This window comes from Paenibacillus sp. GYB003, assembly GCF_036577625.1.
Lineage (GTDB): Bacteria > Bacillota > Bacilli > Paenibacillales > NBRC-103111 > Paenibacillus_AB.
In genome coordinates, this window is record NZ_JARBDC010000066.1 from 23276 (window position 1) to 43059 (window position 19784).

17 protein-coding genes are annotated in these 19784 nt (G+C 53.1%); 8 read left to right on the forward strand and 9 right to left on the reverse strand.

Going from position 1 to position 19784, the window contains the following annotated elements; all coding sequences use genetic code 11:
- Positions 1–2: 2 nt before the first annotated feature.
- Positions 3–1514, reverse strand: coding sequence for an ABC transporter substrate-binding protein (locus tag PV407_RS20795; RefSeq protein WP_332091913.1), 1512 nt, complete (start codon positions 1512–1514; stop codon positions 3–5).
- Positions 1515–2159: 645 nt separating this feature from the next.
- On the opposite strand from PV407_RS20795, the gene PV407_RS20800 reads away from it, so the two are divergent.
- The gene (locus tag PV407_RS20800; protein ID WP_332091914.1) at positions 2160–2543 is read left to right on the forward strand and encodes a hypothetical protein; all 384 of its coding nucleotides are present in this window, start codon (positions 2160–2162) and stop codon (positions 2541–2543) included.
- 126 nt (positions 2544–2669) lie between these two features.
- On the opposite strand, the gene PV407_RS29605 is transcribed toward PV407_RS20800, so the two are convergent.
- From PV407_RS29605 to PV407_RS20815, 4 genes are all read right to left on the reverse strand, one after another.
- The gene (locus PV407_RS29605; protein WP_442951686.1) at positions 2670–3311 is read right to left on the reverse strand and encodes a DUF402 domain-containing protein; all 642 of its coding nucleotides are present in this window, start codon (positions 3309–3311) and stop codon (positions 2670–2672) included.
- Positions 3312–3351: 40 nt separating this feature from the next.
- Positions 3352–4368: a S66 family peptidase gene (locus PV407_RS20805; protein ID WP_332091915.1), complete on the reverse strand. Its 1017-nt coding sequence runs from the start codon at positions 4366–4368 to the stop codon at positions 3352–3354.
- 476 nt (positions 4369–4844) lie between these two features.
- Positions 4845–5702: a DUF4855 domain-containing protein gene (locus PV407_RS20810; RefSeq protein ID WP_332091916.1), complete on the reverse strand. Its 858-nt coding sequence runs from the start codon at positions 5700–5702 to the stop codon at positions 4845–4847.
- Positions 5660–6379, reverse strand: coding sequence for a DUF4855 domain-containing protein (locus PV407_RS20815; protein ID WP_332091917.1), 720 nt, complete (start codon positions 6377–6379; stop codon positions 5660–5662). Before PV407_RS20815 ends, PV407_RS20810 begins: the two co-directional genes overlap by 43 nt.
- Positions 6380–6929: 550 nt before the next feature.
- Between PV407_RS20815 and PV407_RS20820 the strand changes: the two genes are divergently transcribed.
- From PV407_RS20820 to PV407_RS20840, 5 genes are all read left to right on the forward strand, one after another.
- A complete protein-coding gene (locus PV407_RS20820; protein WP_332091918.1) occupies positions 6930–7673 on the forward strand; it encodes a phytanoyl-CoA dioxygenase family protein in 744 nt (247 codons plus the stop codon).
- Positions 7674–7752: 79 nt separating this feature from the next.
- Positions 7753–8598, forward strand: a complete 846-nt coding sequence (locus PV407_RS20825) for an AraC family transcriptional regulator (protein WP_332091919.1) — start codon at positions 7753–7755, stop codon at positions 8596–8598.
- 49 nt (positions 8599–8647) lie between these two features.
- The gene (locus PV407_RS20830; protein WP_332091920.1) at positions 8648–9517 is read left to right on the forward strand and encodes an AraC family transcriptional regulator; all 870 of its coding nucleotides are present in this window, start codon (positions 8648–8650) and stop codon (positions 9515–9517) included.
- Between the two features lie 72 nt (positions 9518–9589).
- Positions 9590–10990: an ADP-ribosylglycohydrolase family protein gene (locus tag PV407_RS20835; protein WP_332091921.1), complete on the forward strand. Its 1401-nt coding sequence runs from the start codon at positions 9590–9592 to the stop codon at positions 10988–10990.
- Between the two features lie 204 nt (positions 10991–11194).
- Positions 11195–12499 carry an ABC transporter substrate-binding protein gene (locus PV407_RS20840; RefSeq protein ID WP_332091922.1) on the forward strand — a complete coding sequence of 435 codons (1305 nt, stop codon included), beginning with the start codon at positions 11195–11197 and terminating at the stop codon, positions 12497–12499.
- Between the two features lie 64 nt (positions 12500–12563).
- On the opposite strand, the gene PV407_RS20845 is transcribed toward PV407_RS20840, so the two are convergent.
- Positions 12564–13274, reverse strand: a complete 711-nt coding sequence (locus PV407_RS20845) for a phytanoyl-CoA dioxygenase family protein (protein ID WP_332091923.1) — start codon at positions 13272–13274, stop codon at positions 12564–12566.
- Between the two features lie 162 nt (positions 13275–13436).
- Between PV407_RS20845 and PV407_RS20850 the strand changes: the two genes are divergently transcribed.
- Positions 13437–14291 (forward strand): AraC family transcriptional regulator, encoded by an 855-nt coding sequence (locus PV407_RS20850; protein ID WP_332091924.1) that lies wholly within the window; start codon positions 13437–13439, stop codon positions 14289–14291.
- 67 nt (positions 14292–14358) lie between these two features.
- Here PV407_RS20850 and PV407_RS20855 read toward each other — a convergent pair whose 3' ends face one another.
- The gene (locus tag PV407_RS20855) at positions 14359–15270 is read right to left on the reverse strand and encodes an AraC family transcriptional regulator (RefSeq protein WP_332091925.1); all 912 of its coding nucleotides are present in this window, start codon (positions 15268–15270) and stop codon (positions 14359–14361) included.
- 127 nt (positions 15271–15397) lie between these two features.
- Here PV407_RS20855 and PV407_RS20860 point away from each other — a divergent pair, with 127 nt between their 5' ends.
- Positions 15398–16123, forward strand: coding sequence for a phytanoyl-CoA dioxygenase family protein (locus PV407_RS20860; RefSeq protein WP_332091926.1), 726 nt, complete (start codon positions 15398–15400; stop codon positions 16121–16123).
- A 356-nt stretch (positions 16124–16479) separates the two neighbouring features.
- On the opposite strand, the gene PV407_RS20865 is transcribed toward PV407_RS20860, so the two are convergent.
- Positions 16480–18684 carry a right-handed parallel beta-helix repeat-containing protein gene (locus tag PV407_RS20865; protein WP_332091927.1) on the reverse strand — a complete coding sequence of 735 codons (2205 nt, stop codon included), beginning with the start codon at positions 18682–18684 and terminating at the stop codon, positions 16480–16482.
- Positions 18685–18727: 43 nt separating this feature from the next.
- Positions 18728–19735 carry a zinc-dependent alcohol dehydrogenase gene (locus PV407_RS20870; RefSeq protein ID WP_332091928.1) on the reverse strand — a complete coding sequence of 336 codons (1008 nt, stop codon included), beginning with the start codon at positions 19733–19735 and terminating at the stop codon, positions 18728–18730.
- Positions 19736–19784: the final 49 nt, after the last annotated feature.

Consider the following 19784-nt stretch of genomic DNA (forward strand, 5'->3'; position numbering starts at 1 on the left):
CCTTACTTCAATGCTTTATAGTCTTCGGCCGCGTAGTTTTTCTTCGGATCCCAGTTCGGGAATTTAAAATCGTCCAAGCTGACGTTCCCTCCGGAAGCCTTCACTTTCGCTACGGCATCCTCCAAGCCTTTGTTCAGCTTGTCGTTGTATGCTTTTAACGGACCGGCCGCCTCCTTTTGCGCTCCCGACAACACCGATTGCAAAATGTCGCCGAAAGCCGGCTTGATCTTCGGCTGGTCGAGCGCTCCCAGCTCGACGATGACTTTGGCGGTTTGCGCGTTTTTCACCGCATAATCCGGTCTCACCCTCAATAAATCGTTATGAAGTCGCACGAACGTATCGAACTCGGGATACGGATACAGCGATTCGTCGTTGTTGATGCTGTCGATCGGCGTAAGCGCCACTCCGCTTTTCAAATAACGCTCGTAAAACATCGGAGCCGTAAAACCGTTCTCCAGAAAAATGCCGACTTCCTTCGGGTGCTTCGTCTTCGCCGAGATCATATACCCGGTCGGATTGACCGGAACGTAGTAATAGGTCGGCTTGCTTCCGTCGGGGGTCGGCACTTGGGCCAGCCCGAAGCTTGCCTGCGGCGTATCCCGCTTGACGAGCCACATCCGGGCTCTGCCGTCTATAAGAAACGCCGCCTTCCCCTGTCCGAACATGATGCCTGCCTCCGCCCCCTTCATCGTAAAGGACGAGGGTAAGATGCTGCCGTCCTGTTTCAGCTTGAGCAACAAATCGAACGAGTCCGCGATTGCCTTGGAATCGTAAGCGTATTGGCCCGTTTTGTAATTGAAGCCGCCGGCCGCTTCCGGCGAAACGCCGGCCGCCAACGCGTTGACGAAGGCGACGACGCCGGAGCTGCCGCCGGTCTCTCCGCCGCCGAAGACGATGCCGTATACGTCGCCTTTTCCTTGGGCCGTTACCGTTTTGGCCATGTCTCTCAGCTCATCCCATGTTTTCGGCGGCTTCTCCGGATCGATACCGGCTTTTTTCAATACGTCTTTGTTGTAATACAAAATCGAACCGAGCTGCGGGCCCGTAAGCGGCCAGCTATACGTCTTGCCGTCGATCGTATTGACGCCCTCTACGAAGCTTCCCGGAAAGAAACGGTTTTTCCAACCGTCCGAGACGAGACCGTCGAACGGAAGCGCGAGTCCGTTCGCAACGAAGGTGCGAATATCCGTGTTCGACGGCGTCTGGTATATATCCGGCAAGTCGCCGGAGGTAACCGCCGCCTGTATCGCGGCATTGTATTCCGCCGCAGGCATGTACCGGGCTTCCACGCGAATTTGTCCTTTGTATTTTTCGTTGAATTCTTTGACCATCCGCTGTCCCGGGCTCTCGTCGCCCTTCAGAAAGTCGCTGAGCCCCCACACCGTGACGACCGCTTCTTTTCCGTCGCCCGCCGTTTCGGCCTCCCCGTCCGTCGAACCGGAGCAGCCCGCCGTCGCCAGCATTGCCGCTACGAACGTTCCGGCCATCGCGATTTTCCAGTCGTTCGTTTTCATAATTGCCGCCCCCCGCTTATTCCTCTTCGACCCGACGCAGCTTCGGTGAATGCAAAAAGAGACGCGACTCCCTAAAGGAAGCGCGTCTCCGGCGGTCCGGTCAACTGCACATTCAATGTCTCTAATTCCAATATGATTTATCGGTTTATATATCTGGAATGGTAACACCGGGGCGGTTTGTTTGTCAACAGCATTTTGGATTTATTTCAGCTTCGGAAGCACGAATTCCGTCCGCTCCGCCGACTTGCGGGTCTTCCCGGTTGAACGCTCCGATCTACTCGTACGCGTAATCCGAAAAGCGGTTCGGCGCTGCACCGGTACTATGAAAAATTAGTACTTTCTGGAAGTCGGTTTTTACAACATAATGATGGAGGGTTGCAACCACAACAAATTCATGAATCGGAGGATTACAAGATGAAAACATGGAAAGGTCGTTTGGTTACGTTGATGCTTGCCGCTTTTACCCTGCTCGCTTCTCTTCCCGCTACTTCGGTCTTTGCGCGGATGTCGGATGAACCCGGCGGAGGGTACGGAGGCGGATCCGGGGGAAGCACGGGAGGGAGCACAGCATCTTCGTCGACGATTCAAACCATTCCTTCTTTAACCGCAGAGTCCACCTGGCAAAGCTCCAACGGCGGGCGTTACATGTACACGCGGGCCACGCTGCAGCGCTCGGGAGCGCTTGCCGGCCAGCTCGACGTCGTTACCCGTACGAAAAACAACGTCAAATTAACCGGATTTACCGGCGGAGTCTTTATTTTGCTGAGAACGGCGGACGGAGCCGTCATCGGCGTAACCGATCAACAAAAATTCGGCGTGGACGGACAATGGATCGGCCGTTACGATCGGACGGATTACTGGTCCTGGTCCTTCGATCCGCAAGTCGCGGCGGCTACAGCCTACATCGAAATCATTCAGCAGCATTCCGCGAAAGCGCTGGATGACCAGGTAGCCTACTGGCAGCGTACGGTATGCGGCAACCTGGACCGTTTGGGCCTGCCTAAACCTCCTTATGGCTGTCCCCGATAAAACAAAACCGCATCCCTATCTCATGAAGTACCGAACTTTCGAGGTTCGGTACTTTGCTTTCCCATTCAAGTATTGTTATTGAAAATATATCTTTTTATTTCATTATTGCTTTTCACAATAAATCTCTTATACGCAAACGAATCCGTCAGCTGTAGAATGTTCTTTGTCTCCAAGGCGGAAGCTCGGGAATCCGCCATTCTCTCGGAGGCTGCCAATTCGCCCAAACATCGTAAAATGAGGACGGGCCTTCTTGCACCTGCTTTGCCGCCCGTTCTCCTTCCAGGCGAATGTCGCGGGCCTGCTCATAAGAAATTTTACCTGCCGCGACGGCCTCGTCGAAAACCGCCTCATCCTTCCATTTCCATACGGAGCGATCGGGGGAAAAGTAATATCGAGCAAGTAATCCGTCGTATCGAAGCCAAAGGCCGTTCGACTTAGCGGTTCTTGCAAATTAATGTACCAGCCTGTTACGTGATGCTCTTCATTTTTCATGGCGTAAACGGCATGAGCGGCTCCCGGCGAAACAAGCATAAGCAAGTGCTTGATCCCGCCTCCCCACGTACTGTCTTGCAGCTCGAACGATTGGGCGGACGAAGCTTTGAGCGGATTGTTCGCGGACTTGATCGGATAGCCCGGACCTAAGTAGAGGACGATTAAGTCGGGGGTATCCTGCACGACGGTCATAGTCGTGACCCGATAGATTCGGTTTTGCCATACCCTCCGCAGCACAACAGGCTCGCCCGGGAGATAATGGGGTTTGCACATCATGAAAATCCACCTCTACTTGTCCATAATATGGAATTTCGATTTACGGCTCAAAAACCTGCATCACGACGGCTTTGCCGTTCGTTACTTTCGCTTCCGCCACGGCTCCATTGACGAAAGTCATCTGCGGCGGCACATGCCCGCAGTCGATATCGTAAACGATCGGTACGCCCAGCTCCTCCTCCATCTCCCGATATATATCACACGCCTCGTAGCCGCCGACGGGCTTGTTCGCATCGCTTCGGCCGAATAGAATGCCGCTGCAATGATTGAACCAGCCCGCCAATTTCATTTGGACAAGCGAACGTCGAAGGTCGGTTACGCTCAGCTCGCAGTTTTCCAAATACCAGAGGATCGGCTCACCATGAATGAACCGGCGTTGGAATGCCGGCACGTCGCCGTACGGCGTCCCGATTAAATGGCGGATGACATCGATGCATCCGCCGAGCAGACGCCCTCGCACGATTGCTTCGGAGCCCGACGTCGTCAGCCACGCGGTCGGCTCCGTCAGATGGAAAACGCAAGGCGAAGGCTGATCGTGATTCCATGCCTTCTGATACAGCTTCGACGAATGCTGCTGAACGGACATGCCTGCCCGAGTCGTCAAAACGGTCTCCCACATCGCCGTCGTTTCGTCCGAATAGGCTCCCCTTATGTCGATCAAATTCGTGCCATGCGCCGTCGCGATTCCGGTTGCAAGCGTAACGGCCAGCAGGAGTGCGCTCGTGTCGGAGTAGCCCAGAATCCATTTCGGTGGAATGCGGGCGTATTCGATCCGATCGATAATCTCGATCAACAATTCGCCGCCCCACGGGGGAAAGATCAGGCCGATCCCCTCGTCCTGCAAAAAGGCGTTCAGCTCCGCGGCCCTTACGGCGGCAGGAGCCGACCTCGCCTTGCTCTGGGTCCAAACCGTCTCGCCGCAAACCACCCGGTAGCCCTTCTCCTCCAAACGGCCGATCGCCTGTTTGACTAACCCGTGCAAAGTTTCCTCTACGCCCGATGAAGGCGCCGTAACACCGACGGTCGTCCTTTCCTGCAAAAAAGGATAGCGGATCATCTCCAAGTTCCCCCCTCGTAGTCCCCAGCATTTATTTCCATACTATTCGCGGATTTCCTGACATTATCCTGCCCGTTTGTCGGGACAAGCGCGGTTGACGGGACGACAATCTCCAAGCAAGGGATCTTGTACCCGTTCTGCGAAGTGAAAAACCGTCCGGGAAAAACGTCCGGACGGCTTTGGCATGCAAACCGATCCATCAGCGCTCCTGCGGTCCGGCAGCGGCTAACGAACCGAGCGATCGTTATCGGAGCTAAATGCGGCGGTTTAAAGTTGTAACGAACTCCAGTAACGTTATTACCTGCGAATCGGCTCTTTTTCTTCCCTTTTCGGCTCGATAACGATGCACCGATTCGTTAGACTTGAAAAACAATCGCTTTTCCGCCTATAAGCATCGTCGGGTTCGTTAGCCATCGATCCCGAATCCGCCCGGTTGCCGCGGATACCCTTCAGCGAAGTTCCACTTTCCATATCGATCAGATGAGCATCAATCCTTTTTGCTGTATTCGAACGAAATTTTGACGGGTGCCGACATTCCCTCCATAGAGAGATAGGCGTCGCACGTTCCCTTCAGGTCGCCGGTAAGCTTGATCGCGAATTGGAATGAGACGCAAACCCGGATCCTTGCTCACCGCCAAGCTGTAAACGGCATTATTGCCTTGGTAGTAAGCTCTGAAGCCCTTTTGCATCAAACCGGTTTCAACGCCGCTGTTCAAATATTCGATATAACGTTCGCGGAATACGCCGTCGGTCAGCATCCGGTCATCAAACTCGACTTCGTTCGACATCCCGTACTGTTTGGCCAGGTTCGCGGCATCCTCCAACCGGTCGGAATCCATTCCGCCGAAAAAATAGTTAGGCTGAAGCGCCGCGGCATCAAACCCTACGTCTTTCCACATAAAGCTTTTATACGCCAAAGAATGGGGAATCCAGAACAATTTCAGGTTCCTGTCATGGACTTGGCCGCTTACGGCTTTAATCAAATCCGGTCCCGTATCGCTTGTGCCGATCTGTTCTTCCAGCCAGTACATGCCGACAAGCTCCAGATTGGAATAATTCGCCGCCTGCCATCTTTGCCGGACCTGATCCAGCCACCAGTGCACCGCTTTGATCCTGTTTTCGAGCGCCTTCTCTTCGCCGACGACGGAGGCGTTGAAGCTTTCGGATCCCCCGTCCCCGTCAACGTCGCCAAAATCGTTTAAGAATTCCCCCGGATTCGGAATCATTAACACAACCTTCACTTTATGGTCGGGCCGGTTCAGCTTGGCTCCGACTTCCTTGGCGGCCTCGTTCAGCTGCTGCATATCTCCCGCGGCCGCAAATGTTTTATCCAAGTACCATTTCCAATCCTCCAGATTCGTTTGCCCAATGCCGAAATCCCGGCCGGCCGCGAAGTCAGCCCGAGATATAATACGCCGTCAAACAGCCAGTCGGTAGGCTCGCCGTCTTTATTCACATAACTGATGTTGGGGATAATCCGTTCCTTCTTCCAATCGCCCAAACCGTCCGCATATTGTCCGTTATACAGCAGATTCAGATTCCGGATGCCCGTCGCTTCCCCCGGCTCCAAAAAATGAGGCTGCTCGGCAGGAACCTTTACGGCCCCGTCGACCTTGCCGTCCATACCCATAATTTCGATTTCGTCAATGTATTCCCATTGCGAATGATGCATCGTAAAGGTTACTTTGACATAACGGGCATAAGCCAGCCTGCCCTCCGCATTCCCGCCCTTGATTCCGTCCCGGCTGCCGTCCCATGCAAAGGTCTCCTGTCTGGGCGGCCCTTCCCCCCAGAGCAGCTGCGTGGCGTTATGGGAAAGCAGTCCCCAATGATTCTTATCGTCGGAGACATACATCGATACCGTTAGCGGCACAAGGATCGAGTTGGCGGGATAATCTTGGAGAAAGCGGGCCGTAATCTTTCCGATCGACTTTTCCTCGCCCAGATCGAACACGACTTCGCGCGTTTTTCCGCGCAGATGTCCTACCCATGCCGGGTCATTCCGATCCAATGCGCCGTATTTCCATCCGTAAGCTTGCGGCCTTCGTCGGGGTGCGACGCTTCCGGCGATTCGGACCATTCATAGGAGAGGCCTGCCGCGAGATTGCGGAAATACGTCTGCTCCACTACCGACGGTGCCGCCGCTTGATTGGCGACCGACGCTTGTTTTGCCTGACCCGCTGCCGCTTCCCCCGCATTCGTCGGTTGGCCCGGTACGACCTGCGGATTGACGAGCCGCGCAATATTTTCACACTCTATGCAAACGTATTTGTGCGTGAAAAAATGGTTCGGGGAGTAAAAAATCGTTTATCGAAGAGAGGGATGTTTTTGCAGGCAGTTTTATCCTTCGGGATCATACGATGCGAGGGAAGCTAAGCCGACGTTTACGGACACCATGGCGCCTATTTGTCTTATTCGGTATCTGCTTTCTTGACAGAGTCAAATCGGCAATGAACATCTGAAGATATGCTAAGTTTCCCGGATGGAAAGATGAGCGCCCTCGCCGCTCGATTTGCTACAGTAAAGCTGTACCTATAATCGATTGCCGGAGGCGAATGTTCATGCAGAAGCATACCAGCTTGCTATCACCGGAGGATACGGCCTATTATAATCGCAACGGATATTTATTGTACAAAAAGCCGCTTTTTTCCGAACAAAAGTTGAATCGGTTGACGGACATTTTCGAGGAGCAGCTGGCGTTGAAGGGCCAGAAGCTTTCGGACGAGCTGGACACCCCGCATTTCCGCGACGAACGGCTGCTGGAGTTTTTGCTCGCGGATGAGGTGCTGGATCTGGTGGAGCCAATCCTCGGTCCGAACATCGGGTTGTGGTCGAGCCACTTCATCTGCAAAGATCCGGTGGTGGGGCGCGCCACGCCATGGCACGAGGATTCGGCCTACTGGAAAGGCCGCTTGAGCAGATACGACGGCATCGTGACGGTCTGGCTGGCCATCGACCGCAGCACCCAGGAGAACGGCTGCATGCGCGTCATCCCCGGCACTCATCATAACGGGTTTTCCGAGTATGAGGAAGTGGACAAGAGCAAGAACTTGTTCCGGTCGCAAGTGAAAAATATCGACGATTCGCAAGCCGTCTATTTCGAACTCGAGCGGGGCGAATGCTCGCTGCACGACAGCCGGATCATCCACGGCGCGAAGGCCAATACGAGCCCTCACCGCAGATGCGGCTATACGATGCGCTATTTCTCTACGGAAGCGCGCGTCATTCCGGAGCGCAATCAGAATCACAAAGTATGGCTTGCCCGAGGTCGGGATATCGCGGGAAGCCGATTCGAGAACGTATAAACGCCGGGAAGCGGAAAGGAATGAACCGATGAAGCGAGAGAGCGGGTCACAGCCTAGGCGTCTGTTGAACGAGCAGTATATGCAGCTTAACCGTTCCTTCAACTTCTTTGTGCAGCGGCTCAAGAAGCCGTCTCCGCTTCATTGGCACGAATTTTATGAGATGTGCGTCATAACGGAAGGGACAGGAACGAATGTGGTGAACGGAGTGGCCCATCCATTGGAGAGAGGGAGTCTGTTCCTGCTTACCCCCGCGGATTTCCATGAAGTATACCCTGATCCGAATTCCGTGCTGCAAGTGTACAACGTGATCTTCTCGGAAGAAATGCTGGTCGGCGAGCTGCGCGAACTGCTGCTTTACGGGAATGCAAGTCGGATGATCCGTCTGGATCAAGAAGCGCTTCTGCGGGTGGAGCAGGAGTATTTGGTTATCGACCGGGAAATGCGGGAACCGAAAACCGCCCAGCGGCTTATGGTGAAAGGAGCGTTGGAACGCATTCTGATCGAGCTGCTGCGCCAGCGGGAGATCGGTTCGGTCGATAGGGGCTTGCCGGGGGATGAGGCTGCGGCATCGAGCCATGACGCGGTTGCAAGCGCCCTTCTTTTCATTCATCATCATTTCCGGGAGCCGCTTAGCTTGCAGGATGCCGCCCGCGAGGCCAATCTCGCTCCCGGCTACTTTAGCACATGCTTCCGGCAGACGACGGGCATCACGTTCCAGCATTACCTGCAAAACTTGCGGATCGAATTCGGGGCCGCGCTCCTGCTCGCCTCCGAGCGGCCGGTAACCGAAATTTGCTTCGCCTCCGGCTTCCGCACCCTAACCCACTTCGAGCGGGTGTTCAGGAGCAAATACGGCTGTTCTCCCCGACAGTACCAGCAGCAGGGACGGTGGAACGCGAAGGGGCAAGGGCCGCATCAGCCCTAAGCGCCGGACCTCTCGATGCTCGAAAAAAAATCGTTATTCGAGGTTTCCCATGAGGCTTACGATTACTTATGAGAACAACATTCCGATTAACGCTTTCCGCTGGACGCCCAACAAAAAGCTGGAACCGCTTCATTATCATTCAAGTCTGGAAATCGGCCTCTGCATTTCCGGTAGCGGCGATTTTTATTTCGGCGAGAAGCAGTACCGGGTCGCAATCGGCGATATTTTTATAGTCAACAATAAGGAACTCCATATTGCCAAATCGGATGAATGCAATCCCAGCACCTATATATTTATCAATTTCGATCCGCGGCTGCTACTCGAAGAGGAAGAATCGCTGCTGCTGCCATTCGCTTACAATTCCGATCATTTCGACAATCGCATCACTTCGGCTTCGCCCCTGGCCGAACCGCTCGGGGCATTGATTGAGGAAATATGGTACGAGCTCGACGCCAAACAGGAAGGTTACATCAGTATGGCCAAAAGCGCCCTACTTAAGCTGTGTGTGCTGCTGCTGCGTCATTATTCGACCGGTATGTCGAAGTTCGAGTGGAAACGGATGACCGATACGTTCCGACGGATGCGTCCGGCTTTGACGATGGTTGAAGATCGCTTCCGGGAGCCGCTCGAGCTGGCGGACATAGCGGAAGCTCTCCTCCTTAGTCCTTCCCGGGCCAGCCATTTATTCCAGCAGGAGCTGGGGCGCAGCTTTAAAGATTATTTGCTGCATCTGCGAATCAACGAAGCGAAACGGCTGCTGATCAGTACGAGCCTTAGCGCTGCAGACGTTTGTTTCGGTAGCGGCTTTCAGAGCATCCCTTCCTTCTACCGTCTTTTCAAATCCATCGTAGGGCTTTCTCCGCTCGATTACCGCAGCAAATTTTCGGTGCACGCAATTATTGAGAATACAAAACAATAGCTGAGTAGATGACTCGCCTGCGCCCCGTCTATAATGAACCTGAAACGAAATCATTCGATGGAGGTCATTCCTATGGCGGGGTGGACATCGCTGGATGAACTGGTCAAAAAGGAAGTCGTGCAAAGAGGTCAGGAAGGCTGCGACGTAGACGGCTATGCAGAGAAGGTCGCGGCGGCTGGAACGGATGAAGCTCGGTTGATGTCGCTCTACAACGAAATGATAGCGCTTCCGATTCGAAGCGATTTTCCTTATGAGGAGCCTTCGGAGCTGGCCGATATTCGCGCTCTGCGGCCCGACGGTCCGCGCAGGCTGAGCGATTCGCCGGATGAAGCGGGGTGGCGGGACAAATTTTATGGCGCATGGCTCGGCCGCAGCGCCGGCTGCGCCCTGGGCAAGCCTCTGGAGGTTTGGCACTTCATGGGCGGGACAGAGAGCAATCCGGGATGGCGCAACGTACAGCTTTGGTTCGAAGGGGCCGACGCCTGGCCGATTCGCGGCTATACCCCAATCGAATCCCGCGCGGAGAAGGAGCATGGCTTGGCGCTTGCCTCCGCCAGCTTGAAAAGTACAAGAGAGCGCATCCGTTTCATGGAAACGGACGACGATATACGCTATACCGTACTCGGTTTGATTATGCTGGAAGAGAAAGGGCTTAACTTCGATTCGTTCGACATCGGAAAATTATGGCACAGGCGGCTCTCCTACAGACAAGTTTGTACGGCCGAGACGCAAGCTTATATGAATTTCACGCATGCGACTTCTCATCAAAAGGGACAAAGGCCGGAAGACTGGGATACCCGCAAAGATTGGGTGCGCACGTATTTGAATCCATACCGCGAATGGATCGGAGCGCAAATTCGCGCCGACGGCTTCGCTTACGGCGCAGCCGGCAACCCTGAGCTCGCCGCCGAGCTTGCTTGGCGCGACGCTTCCTTCTCGCACGTCAAGAACGGCATATACGGCGAAATGTTCTGTGCGGCCATGATCGCAGCCGCTTTCGTCGAAAGCGATCCGGAACGTATCGTACGCATCGGGTTAAGCGAAATTCCGCGCAATTGCAGACTTGCGCACGATATCGAGCAAGCGATATCGATAGCGAAGGAAGCGAAGGACCAAGTCCAGCTTGTCGACCGCATTTGGGAAGCGTTCAAGCACTATCACCCGGTGCATACGAACAACAACGCCGCTCTTGTAGCCTCATCCATCATTTTTTCCAAGGGCGACTTCGAGACCGCCATCGCCACTTCCGTGCTCGGCGGCTGGGATACCGACTGCAACGGAGCAACCGTAGGCTCCATTATGGGCGCTTCGCTGGGCGCAAGCAAGCTGCCTGCAAACTGGACGCAGCCGTTGAACGATACGCTGTACGCGGAATTGATCGGTTTCCACCCGATCTCCATCTCGGAATGCGCCAAGCGCTCGTATGAGGTATTTCGCAGCATCCGTGCTTCCTTGGCCGTCAGCGGCGCGTAATTTCGGCAGAGCGTACGAAAATAGGAGCATGCCTTGCGGCGATCCGGAACGAACGCCGCAAGGCAAACTCGATTTGATCCTTGAACGTTGGCAGACGGCGAAAGCGCTTGAAAGTTATGTCATCAAGAAGGAACGCCCGATTTTGACGCCGATTCGCCCGTTTCCTGATGCTGTATAACTTTTGACTGTCAAGGAGGGTTACATGTGGCTAAAATAAACAAGACGCAAACCATTATGGTTAGCGCTGCGTTAATGTCCTTGCTGGCAAGCGGCTGCAGCGGCAGGAATGCCGGAGAGGCCGAGCGGACGGAGAAAGAGAAGGAGGCTCTTGCGATTAGCGACGCTCCGGTAACGCTGCGGTTCGCGTACCCTTTCAATTGGGTACTGGAATCCGAGTTCAAGCAATATATCGAGGAGCCGGTCAAAAAACGTTATCCGAATATTTCGTTTGAAGTATACAATCTGGCTGCCAAGGGGCAATCGCTGGATGAGCTCTTGGCCGCCGGCACGGCTCCCGACATGGTGATGACGGCTTCTCCCCTCATGGAACGGTACATGGGCAGAGGGTTGGACGAAAACATCGAGCCGTTGATCAAAAAATTCCGTTTCGATCTGACCAAATTGAATAAGGTCGCGGTGGACGGGGTGAAAATCGTCAGTCAGACGGACTATTTGATCGGACTCCCGTGGACGATGCACTTTTACGCGAACTATTATAACAAAACGATCTTCGATAAGTTCGGCGTGGAATATCCCCGCAACGGCATGACCTGGGAAGAAACATACGAGCTTGGCAAAAAGCTTACCCGCAACGAAGGCGGCATTCAATACCGCGGGCTTGAGCCGGATGGACCGGTCCGGATCGGATCGATATGGTCGCTTCCTTACGTCGATCCGAAAACGAATAAGGCTGTAGTGAATACGGACGGCTGGAAAAAAGTGTTCGATTTGCTAAAGAAAATATACGACATCCCCGGAAACGGAGAAGTGAAGCTGAACGCGGCCGGCCAATTCGCCAATGACGGCATATTGGCCATGTATCCTTCGCTGAACCTGCTGTCCAACTTGAAGGATGCAAAACAATTGAACTGGGATATCGTACAATATCCTCAGTTCAAAGAACTGCCGAATACGGGCATGCAGGTAGACGAGTACGTGATTCACATTACGAAGCAGAGCAAATACAAAGATCAGGCGTTCCAGGTGTTGGCCACCATGCTGTCCGAAGAAGTACAAAAAGATCTTGCCCGCATCGGCCGCGTCCCGGTCATGACCGGCAAAGACATGGAGGAAGAGTTCGGGAAAAATCTGGATTACGCGAAAGGGAAAAACCTGAAAAACGCTTTCTTGACCCAGCCCGCCAAACCTTTCGTTGTAACGAAGCATGACGCCAAAGCCAAAACGATCATGATCGAAGGCATGAATGCGATGGTAAAAGGTCAAAAAGATGTGAACACCGCATTGCGCGAAGCCGAAGAAAGCATCAATGCCTACATCGCAACTCAATAATTGAAAGCGCTTTATGAAGACGGTTGGTATACTCTTAGTACGTGCACCAACCGTCTTTTTCTTTTTAGTTCTTCAGCGCGGACAGCAGCTCGCGGTCCGTCAGCAGTTTGCCCGTTTCCGCATATCGGCAAGCAGCCGAGGCAACCTGGAAAGCATAGGCTCTTCTCGGCTTGTCGGTATTGTTCGTCTTGCTGTGATGCAGCGTCTCTCTATGAAAAATAACGGCATCTCCGGGCGCCATCGGCTTGCATGGCATTCCGTTCTCAGGGTCTGCGGCTCGTCGATGTTTAGCGCCGGCCTCGTTCATATTCGCTTGACGGCCCAAGCGATGGGAACGCGGCGCAAGCCACAAGCCTGCATTTTGTTGCGTAATCGTATCGAGAGCTATAAACCCGTTGAGCATATGACCTAAAATGTGCGTATACATGTTGTCTTGGTGCCAAGCCAATCCTTCCCCACGCGGATGCACTACGGCATACATCCCCATCCATAGCCTTACTTCGTCGCCAAGTATTTTCTCAAAAATATCGATCAAGGCTGCGGATGAAAGCATCTTTGCCGTTTCCGGGAACTGCGCGGCGCTTTTGTCAAAATGAATGAAGCCGTTGGATTTCCATTCCCCGCTTTCGGATTTGCTCACGAAATCCGCCTGCTCCAGGTTGATTTTTTCTACCGTTTCAGGAGTAATGAATCCCGGCGCATAGAAATAGCCCTCGCGATAAAACTCTTCGATCATTTGCTCCGTTAGTACAAAATTGGAGATGGCTTGTGTCAACAGGTTCTCCTCCTTATGCGTGATGATTTCAATGTACTGCAAGGCCGACGGAAAAACTGCTCGAAAGCAACCAATAAATTGTATTTTTGTTCATAAAAAGCTAGGATACAATTAGTTGACGATATTAGTTCGTGACGATGATGGGATTTCACGGAGGACTATATGTATTACGACGATGTCCGACTGGAACGCGAATTGAACTTTGTGCAAAAGATAGGAGCTTTAACCGAGCACGACATGCACCTGCACGACGCTTTGGAAGTGAGCATATTGCTGGAGAACGACGCCAAATACCGTCTTGTCGACCGCGATTATTACGGGAAGCCCGGAGACGTCTTTGTGTTTCGTCCCTTTGAACCGCACTATAATCTTGCGCAAAGTACGGAAAAACCGGTGAAATGGATTATGCTGCTGTTTTCCCCGTCAATCGTCAAGTTCATTCCGGAAGGAAGCAGATTGCTCCAGCCGTTTTATACGGCCGCCGGCCGCTTCTCCCCGTTAATACCGGCGCAATCGCCATATGCCGGCTTGATTCATGCTGCTGCAAAGCAAGCGGTCGCCGAGGAGGAACGGAAGCTTCCCGGATGGCAGGCCAAGCAATATTTGTACTTTGTCGATATTCTCGTTTCGATATTCCGTTATTATTTAGAAGGCTTTCGGGAAGTTTCCTCTTTGGGGGGAAAGCCGAATGAGGCGATGATTCGGGTCATAGAATTCGTCCTGTCTCATTTTACGGAAGAGATCGAAATGGATCAATTGATCGTCATGTCGAATATGCGGAAAACGATGTTTTTCAAACAATTTAAAGAGCTGACAAGTCTCTCTCCCAATGAGTTTATCAGTCGACTTCGGCTGCAATCGGCCCTCTATTATTTGGATCATACCGACAAATCGATTACCGAAATCGCCTATGAATGCGGCTTCCACTCCTTAAGCTATTTCAATAAGCAGTTCAAGCGGTTCAGGGGGATCGCTCCGAGAGAACATCGGGCCAAGTGCAAAGCACGGAATGAATAAGGAGCTGCTTGGATGGCAGCTCCATTTATAAATAATTCCGCGGATGCGTTCTTCGCTCAGCTTTCCGTCAACGCCCCGCCCCGGAGCCTGCGCGCAGCGAGGCGCGATAGCCGCTCGGGGTTGTGCCCGTCTTTTTGCGAAACACCCTATAAAAGAAGCTGACGTCCTCGAAGCCGACCTCATGGGCGATGACGATCGTTTTATGATCGGTTTGCGCCAGCAGGCCGCAGGCCGCTTCGATTTGCGCTTCGTGCTTGAACTCGAGAAACGTCTTGCCCGTGTGCGCTTTGAACTTGTGCGAGAACGAGGTGACGCTCATGCCGCACAGCCGGCTGATCTGCTCGAGCGAGAGCGGCTTGTCGAAGTTTTCCTTGATGAGCAGAACAACCGCTTCCATCCACTGCCGGTCGGTCGGCTCCGCGACAGTGACGGCGTCCGGCGCGCATTGCCGGCTTAAGACGACCATGCATTCGATCATCCTCGCCTTTACGACAAGCTGGTAGCCCGGCTCCTTCCGCTTCGTCTCCTGCAGCAGTGTCTCCAAATGATTTTCCAATTGCAGCCGCTGCTTGCCCTCGACGTGCAGGTGGGGCCGGAATACGGACGATTTGCGCAAAAAAGGCGATAAATATAAAAACTCCAGCATCGGCACGACGTCTTCCATCGTGGCCAGCTCGCGGTACAGCAAATTCCGGTCGAACAGCACGTTGTACACGACCGTCCTGCGGTCGGGCGCCCCCTTGTAGCTGTGAGCCGCGCCGGGCTCGATGACGAACAAATCGCCCTGCCGCAGCGTATACAGGTGGCCGCCCATTTCGTGAAGCGCACCGCCCTCCAGCACGTATACGAGCTCGACGAAATCGTGCGCATGCCGCTCGATCGTCTGTCCGGCGACGATATTGTACTTGTTCGTAAAAAACGGAAACTCTTCGCGGAAATAGCCCGCTCCCCGGCTTATTTTCACTTCCTGCTCCGTCATTCCGCTTCGCCCCGCCTTCCGCCGCGCTTTGCAAGATCGTTCAATGCGTTGGCAAAATCAGCCACGATTCGCCGCGGCCCGTCTTTTATAATCAATGTCATAACAGAAAAAGGAGCTGAAGTAAACCATGTTCGAGGTACCCCAGGACAAGATTGACTTTTACCGCGAGAACGGCTTCGCGCAATTCGACGACGTCGTGACGTCCGAGGAGCTGGAGGAGCTGAGGGAAGCGGTAGGCGACGTGATGGCGGCGGACAGCGAACGGTCGACAGGCCAATCGCCGAACGGCGCCTATTATAAAGTACTGAACCAAAAGGTCAACGCATGGCGGGATTCGGCCGCCGTAGCGAAATTTACGCTTCATCCGCGGTTTGCGGAAATCGCCCGCCGGTTGAGCGGTGCGGACGGCATCCGGCTGTTCCACGACCACGCGTTATGGAAAATGCCGGGGGATTCCAAGCCGACCCCGTGGCATCAGGATATGCCGTACTGGCCGATGAACGAGCCCGGGGCGCTGTCGATTTGGCTGGCGCTTGACGATGTCGACGAGAATAACGGCTGCATGATGTTCGTGCCGGGCTCGCACAAAGTCGGTAAGCTGGCCGGCATCAACCTGGTGGAGCCGCAAAATTTGTTCGATTACGCGAAAGGAACGGGCATCGATCAGACGATGCCGGTTATCGTGCGCATGAAGGCGGGCAGCGCGACCTTCCATCACGGGTTGACGTTCCATTACGCGCACGCGAACGGCACCGACAAGCCGAGACGGGTGCTTGCCGTTATTTACATGCCGGACGGGACGACGTTCTCGGGCCGCCAGCATATTGTGACGGCCGGCCTGGCTTTTCGCTAGGGCGATTTGCTGAAAGGGAGCATGTTTCCGGTTTTGGCCAAGCGGTAACGAATCGGGTGGATCCTTGGGGTTGCAAAAGCCGCCAAGAAAGGAACCCTCCGGGCAACTGTACACGAAAACATGCTCTCGGAGCTTTGAAAAACTTGTCGCATATCAATTGTCGACAACTGCCTTCCTATATCGTTGCCGGTACGCTGTTTTATGAAAAAATTCGTCTCAGTTAATCGGTTTACTAAATTTAAAACGCTTATACAAAATGCCCCTTCACTTTAGGAACAGGGGCATTTGGTCTCGACAAATTGTACCGGCTTGTCCATATGACCGAGCATGATGAACGGTCTTACAATCTGTTCCCCTTACTGATAAATGGCCGGATCCTTATAATCCGTATTCAACACACCGGCGGCGACTCCCTGCTTCACACGGTTGTCTTTGGCGTAAGCCAATCCGGCTGTCGTGGAAAACCCGCTAACATTCCCGCTTATGTCGCATGAAACGAACTCCCATAACATCGACGGGATGTTAAACGTTGTAGCCCGCAATTCCGAATGTTGTATGGCAATGGTCGCCTGGCTCATGGCAGTCGTTACCGCAGCGTTTTTTTGCATTTTGTTTACGATGCTGCTGTTTCGAATCGTAGCTTTTTTGATTGTGGGGCTATCCGCCTGGAGAGCGAAATTATGGCAATCTGTCACATCCAGAATAAAGCCGTATTGATCGACTGTCGCATCATTATGATTGACGGAATAGAGGATGAGCGGTTGATAGGTTTGACTCGGTTTGAACGAAAGCCCGCTCAACATGATTTTTGTGTCAGGACCGATCGATTTCGCCGTATCCTTGTTCATCCAAACCGTACTTAGCTCAACGCCGTCCGGCACGCGAATATTTTCTATCACGATTTGGCCAAAGGTCGTCTGATTATACGGTCTTGTACCGTTTAACCGACACGCGATGACCGTCGTTAAAACCGGATTCGGTGCATCCATCTTCAGTATCGTGTTATGGCGAATGATCACCGACTTCGGATTGATTACATCATGCGTCGTATCTGTGTAAGCGGAAGCATTAAAGGCGCTGTAAGCGAAAAGAATGCAAGTAGGAAATTCGCAGACGACCGTGTTATTTTCGATAACAACGTTCCCGTCCAACTGGGGCGTATCGTTGCGAATTACGAGTACGGTTGATGTCCGGGTAATCGTGCATCCTCGGATCGCGATATTCGATCCCGCGTACAAAACAAGCCGGATATGAGAGTCTTCGATCACGAAATCTTTCCCCCAGTGCGAATCCAACTCTCCTGCAATGACGCAATGCCTAAAGAAGGCCCGATTCGTATGCCGCCCGGCCACCGTATGGCTGCCGCCGCTAAAATGGCAATTGGTAAATTGAATATCCGAGCAATGCTGCAAATTGACGCAATAGTGAGACGTGTTCGTAATGTTCACTTTACTGTCCCGAATTACCACGTTATTGCATTGTTCGATTTTCAAAGTGGTATCGGCGGCATAGCCCGTTTGATTGCGAATGGTCAAGTTCTCGACTACCACATTATCCCGGTATATGGCCAGAATCGACGCGTATTTGACTTGGGCATCCGGGTTGGGGCCAAGGTCCAGATGAGCCGTAACCACTTCCAGCCGTAAGCCTTTTATCGTAATCGGCGCTTCGTATTCGAAAATTTGTACTTGTTCTCCGGCGATCGATTTGTTGAAACTATGGTGAAGAGTCGGGGAGATCGACCCGAACTTGTCCGTAATTTTGACGAAATCGATTTTTTTATATGTTCCGCTTGGGAGCCTTATGATCTCATCCTCGTCGGATTTGATATATACCGTGCATCCCTGCATATTCTCGAAACCAGAGACGGAACTTTGAAACTTTTGCATAGTTCCGAGCTCCGAAAAGCTTTTCGATATTGGCGTTGCCTTGCGTCTTACGGCAAAAACGTCTTGGTCGGTTCTGCATGCCGTACGAATGACTCCTTCACAATAAACGTCCGCTGTAATCTCAATAGATTGATTCTCCTTAGTCTCCAAACGATAAATCGAATTTGGAATAAATACGCCACATCCTGTAGCTTTCGATTCGTTGAAACAACGGAGGAAAGCCGCCAAGTCGTCCGTAACGCCATCCCCGGCGGTACCAAACCATTGCACGTTAAGAAGTCCTTCGTAAATCCGTTTGAATCTCGCACCTCCGGCAGATACCAGAACCGTACCCATATTATCTACAGATTGCGAGTCCCCGGAATCATAATAAAAATGTCCTTCCTGTCCGCGATCCCGGACATAATAGATGCAGTCCGAACCGGGTACCGTCGTCATCGCACGCAGCTCCGCAATAGTCACAGTGCGGCAGCACGCCGGGTCTGTTTGCCCTACTTGAGGATGATGGTTCGGATGACCGGGATTCTTACCGTAGACCGAATCCGTTACCGTCTCCCCGCCCGCTAACGCACCGGTTGTATGGGACACCAGTCCGCCGGCCGTTAATGCTACTCCCGTCACTCCGAGTGTCGTCAGCAGTTGTCTCCGGGTCATATTATGTTTGGATGACATAGATAAACCTACCTCCATGATTGGTTATGGATATTTCGAGCAATTAATTCCCGTCGGGCACCAGTAATATTTTTACGATAGCTCCCGCTCCCGCAAGCAACTTGTCAAAACACACTTTCCCTTGATCCAAAGAGAACATCTCTGTCCACGGCATCATAACGGCTGAGTATTCCTTCGTCCACTGAATAGCCATCTCGAAATCGGCTCGAGAATAAGCAAAAGCCCCGAACATGGTTAACTCACCCCGAATGGCGCCATTTACGGGCAAAGTGCTCTCCGCTTCATGAAGCCCTGTGAAGCCAACCCGTCCGCCGATCCGCACCGCTTCCATACATGCCGCTCGGGTGCTGGTCATGCCGACTGCATCAATTGCGACGTCGAACCCTGAAGCCGGCTTAACAGCGGCAAGCTCCTGATCGGAATGGACCGGAGAGGCTCCTAGTTGTTTTGCGATCTGAAGCCGCTCCCGGTTAATATCCATGATCGCGACATGACGCAGGCCAAAATACTGGGAAGCTTGAAGAGCAAAAAGTCCGATTGGCCCAGCCCCGATAATGAGCAGACGTTCTTCGGCCGAAACCCGCAGCAGCCGACAAATATGGATGGCACATGCAAGCGGCTCCGCAAGCGCCGCCTCCGCAAACGATAATATATCCGGAATGGGATAACAGTTTTGCGCCGGAACCGTAACAAATTCCGCAAAGGCACCTGAAAGATGAGCACCCAACAATTGACGCGAGGCGCAACGTTGCTCCTCCCCTCCGGCACAGTTTGAGCATCGTCCGCAAGTAAGGAGGGGATTGACGACAACACGATCTCCGGGCCGAACCCCGGTTACACCCACTCCGATCTGGTCAACGGTACCCGCAAATTCATGGCCCATAATGAGCGGCGGGCGTCTGATGGAGCTGTGCCCCATATAACCGCTTAATTCGGAGCCGCATATGCCCGCACAACCGACCCGTATCAACACTTCTCCCGTACCCGGTACAGGCAAAGGAACGTCCTTGATCTTCATCATCGTGGGCCTCTCATATACCAGAGCTTTCATCCTGGAAATTCTCCTTCCTGCCGTTTGTCTCGCAGCTTTACGTTTCGGA

Bases quoted from the DNA above. Each gene is read 5' to 3' on its own strand.
- PV407_RS20795 (WP_332091913.1), bottom strand. From the start codon at position 1,514: ATGAAAACGAACGACTGGAAAATCGCGATGGCCGGAACGTTCGTAGCG.
- PV407_RS20800 (WP_332091914.1), top strand. From the start codon at position 2,160: ATGTACACGCGGGCCACGCTGCAGCGCTCGGGAGCGCTTGCCGGCCAG.
- PV407_RS29605 (WP_442951686.1), bottom strand. From the start codon at position 3,311: ATGATGTGCAAACCCCATTATCTCCCGGGCGAGCCTGTTGTGCTGCGG.
- PV407_RS20805 (WP_332091915.1), bottom strand. From the start codon at position 4,368: ATGATCCGCTATCCTTTTTTGCAGGAAAGGACGACCGTCGGTGTTACG.
- PV407_RS20820 (WP_332091918.1), top strand. From the start codon at position 6,930: ATGCAGAAGCATACCAGCTTGCTATCACCGGAGGATACGGCCTATTAT.
- PV407_RS20825 (WP_332091919.1), top strand. From the start codon at position 7,753: ATGCAGCTTAACCGTTCCTTCAACTTCTTTGTGCAGCGGCTCAAGAAG.
- PV407_RS20830 (WP_332091920.1), top strand. From the start codon at position 8,648: ATGAGGCTTACGATTACTTATGAGAACAACATTCCGATTAACGCTTTC.
- PV407_RS20835 (WP_332091921.1), top strand. From the start codon at position 9,590: ATGGCGGGGTGGACATCGCTGGATGAACTGGTCAAAAAGGAAGTCGTG.
- PV407_RS20850 (WP_332091924.1), top strand. From the start codon at position 13,437: ATGTATTACGACGATGTCCGACTGGAACGCGAATTGAACTTTGTGCAA.
- PV407_RS20855 (WP_332091925.1), bottom strand. From the start codon at position 15,270: ATGACGGAGCAGGAAGTGAAAATAAGCCGGGGAGCGGGCTATTTCCGC.
- PV407_RS20860 (WP_332091926.1), top strand. From the start codon at position 15,398: ATGTTCGAGGTACCCCAGGACAAGATTGACTTTTACCGCGAGAACGGC.
- PV407_RS20865 (WP_332091927.1), bottom strand. From the start codon at position 18,684: ATGTCATCCAAACATAATATGACCCGGAGACAACTGCTGACGACACTC.
- PV407_RS20870 (WP_332091928.1), bottom strand. From the start codon at position 19,735: ATGAAAGCTCTGGTATATGAGAGGCCCACGATGATGAAGATCAAGGAC.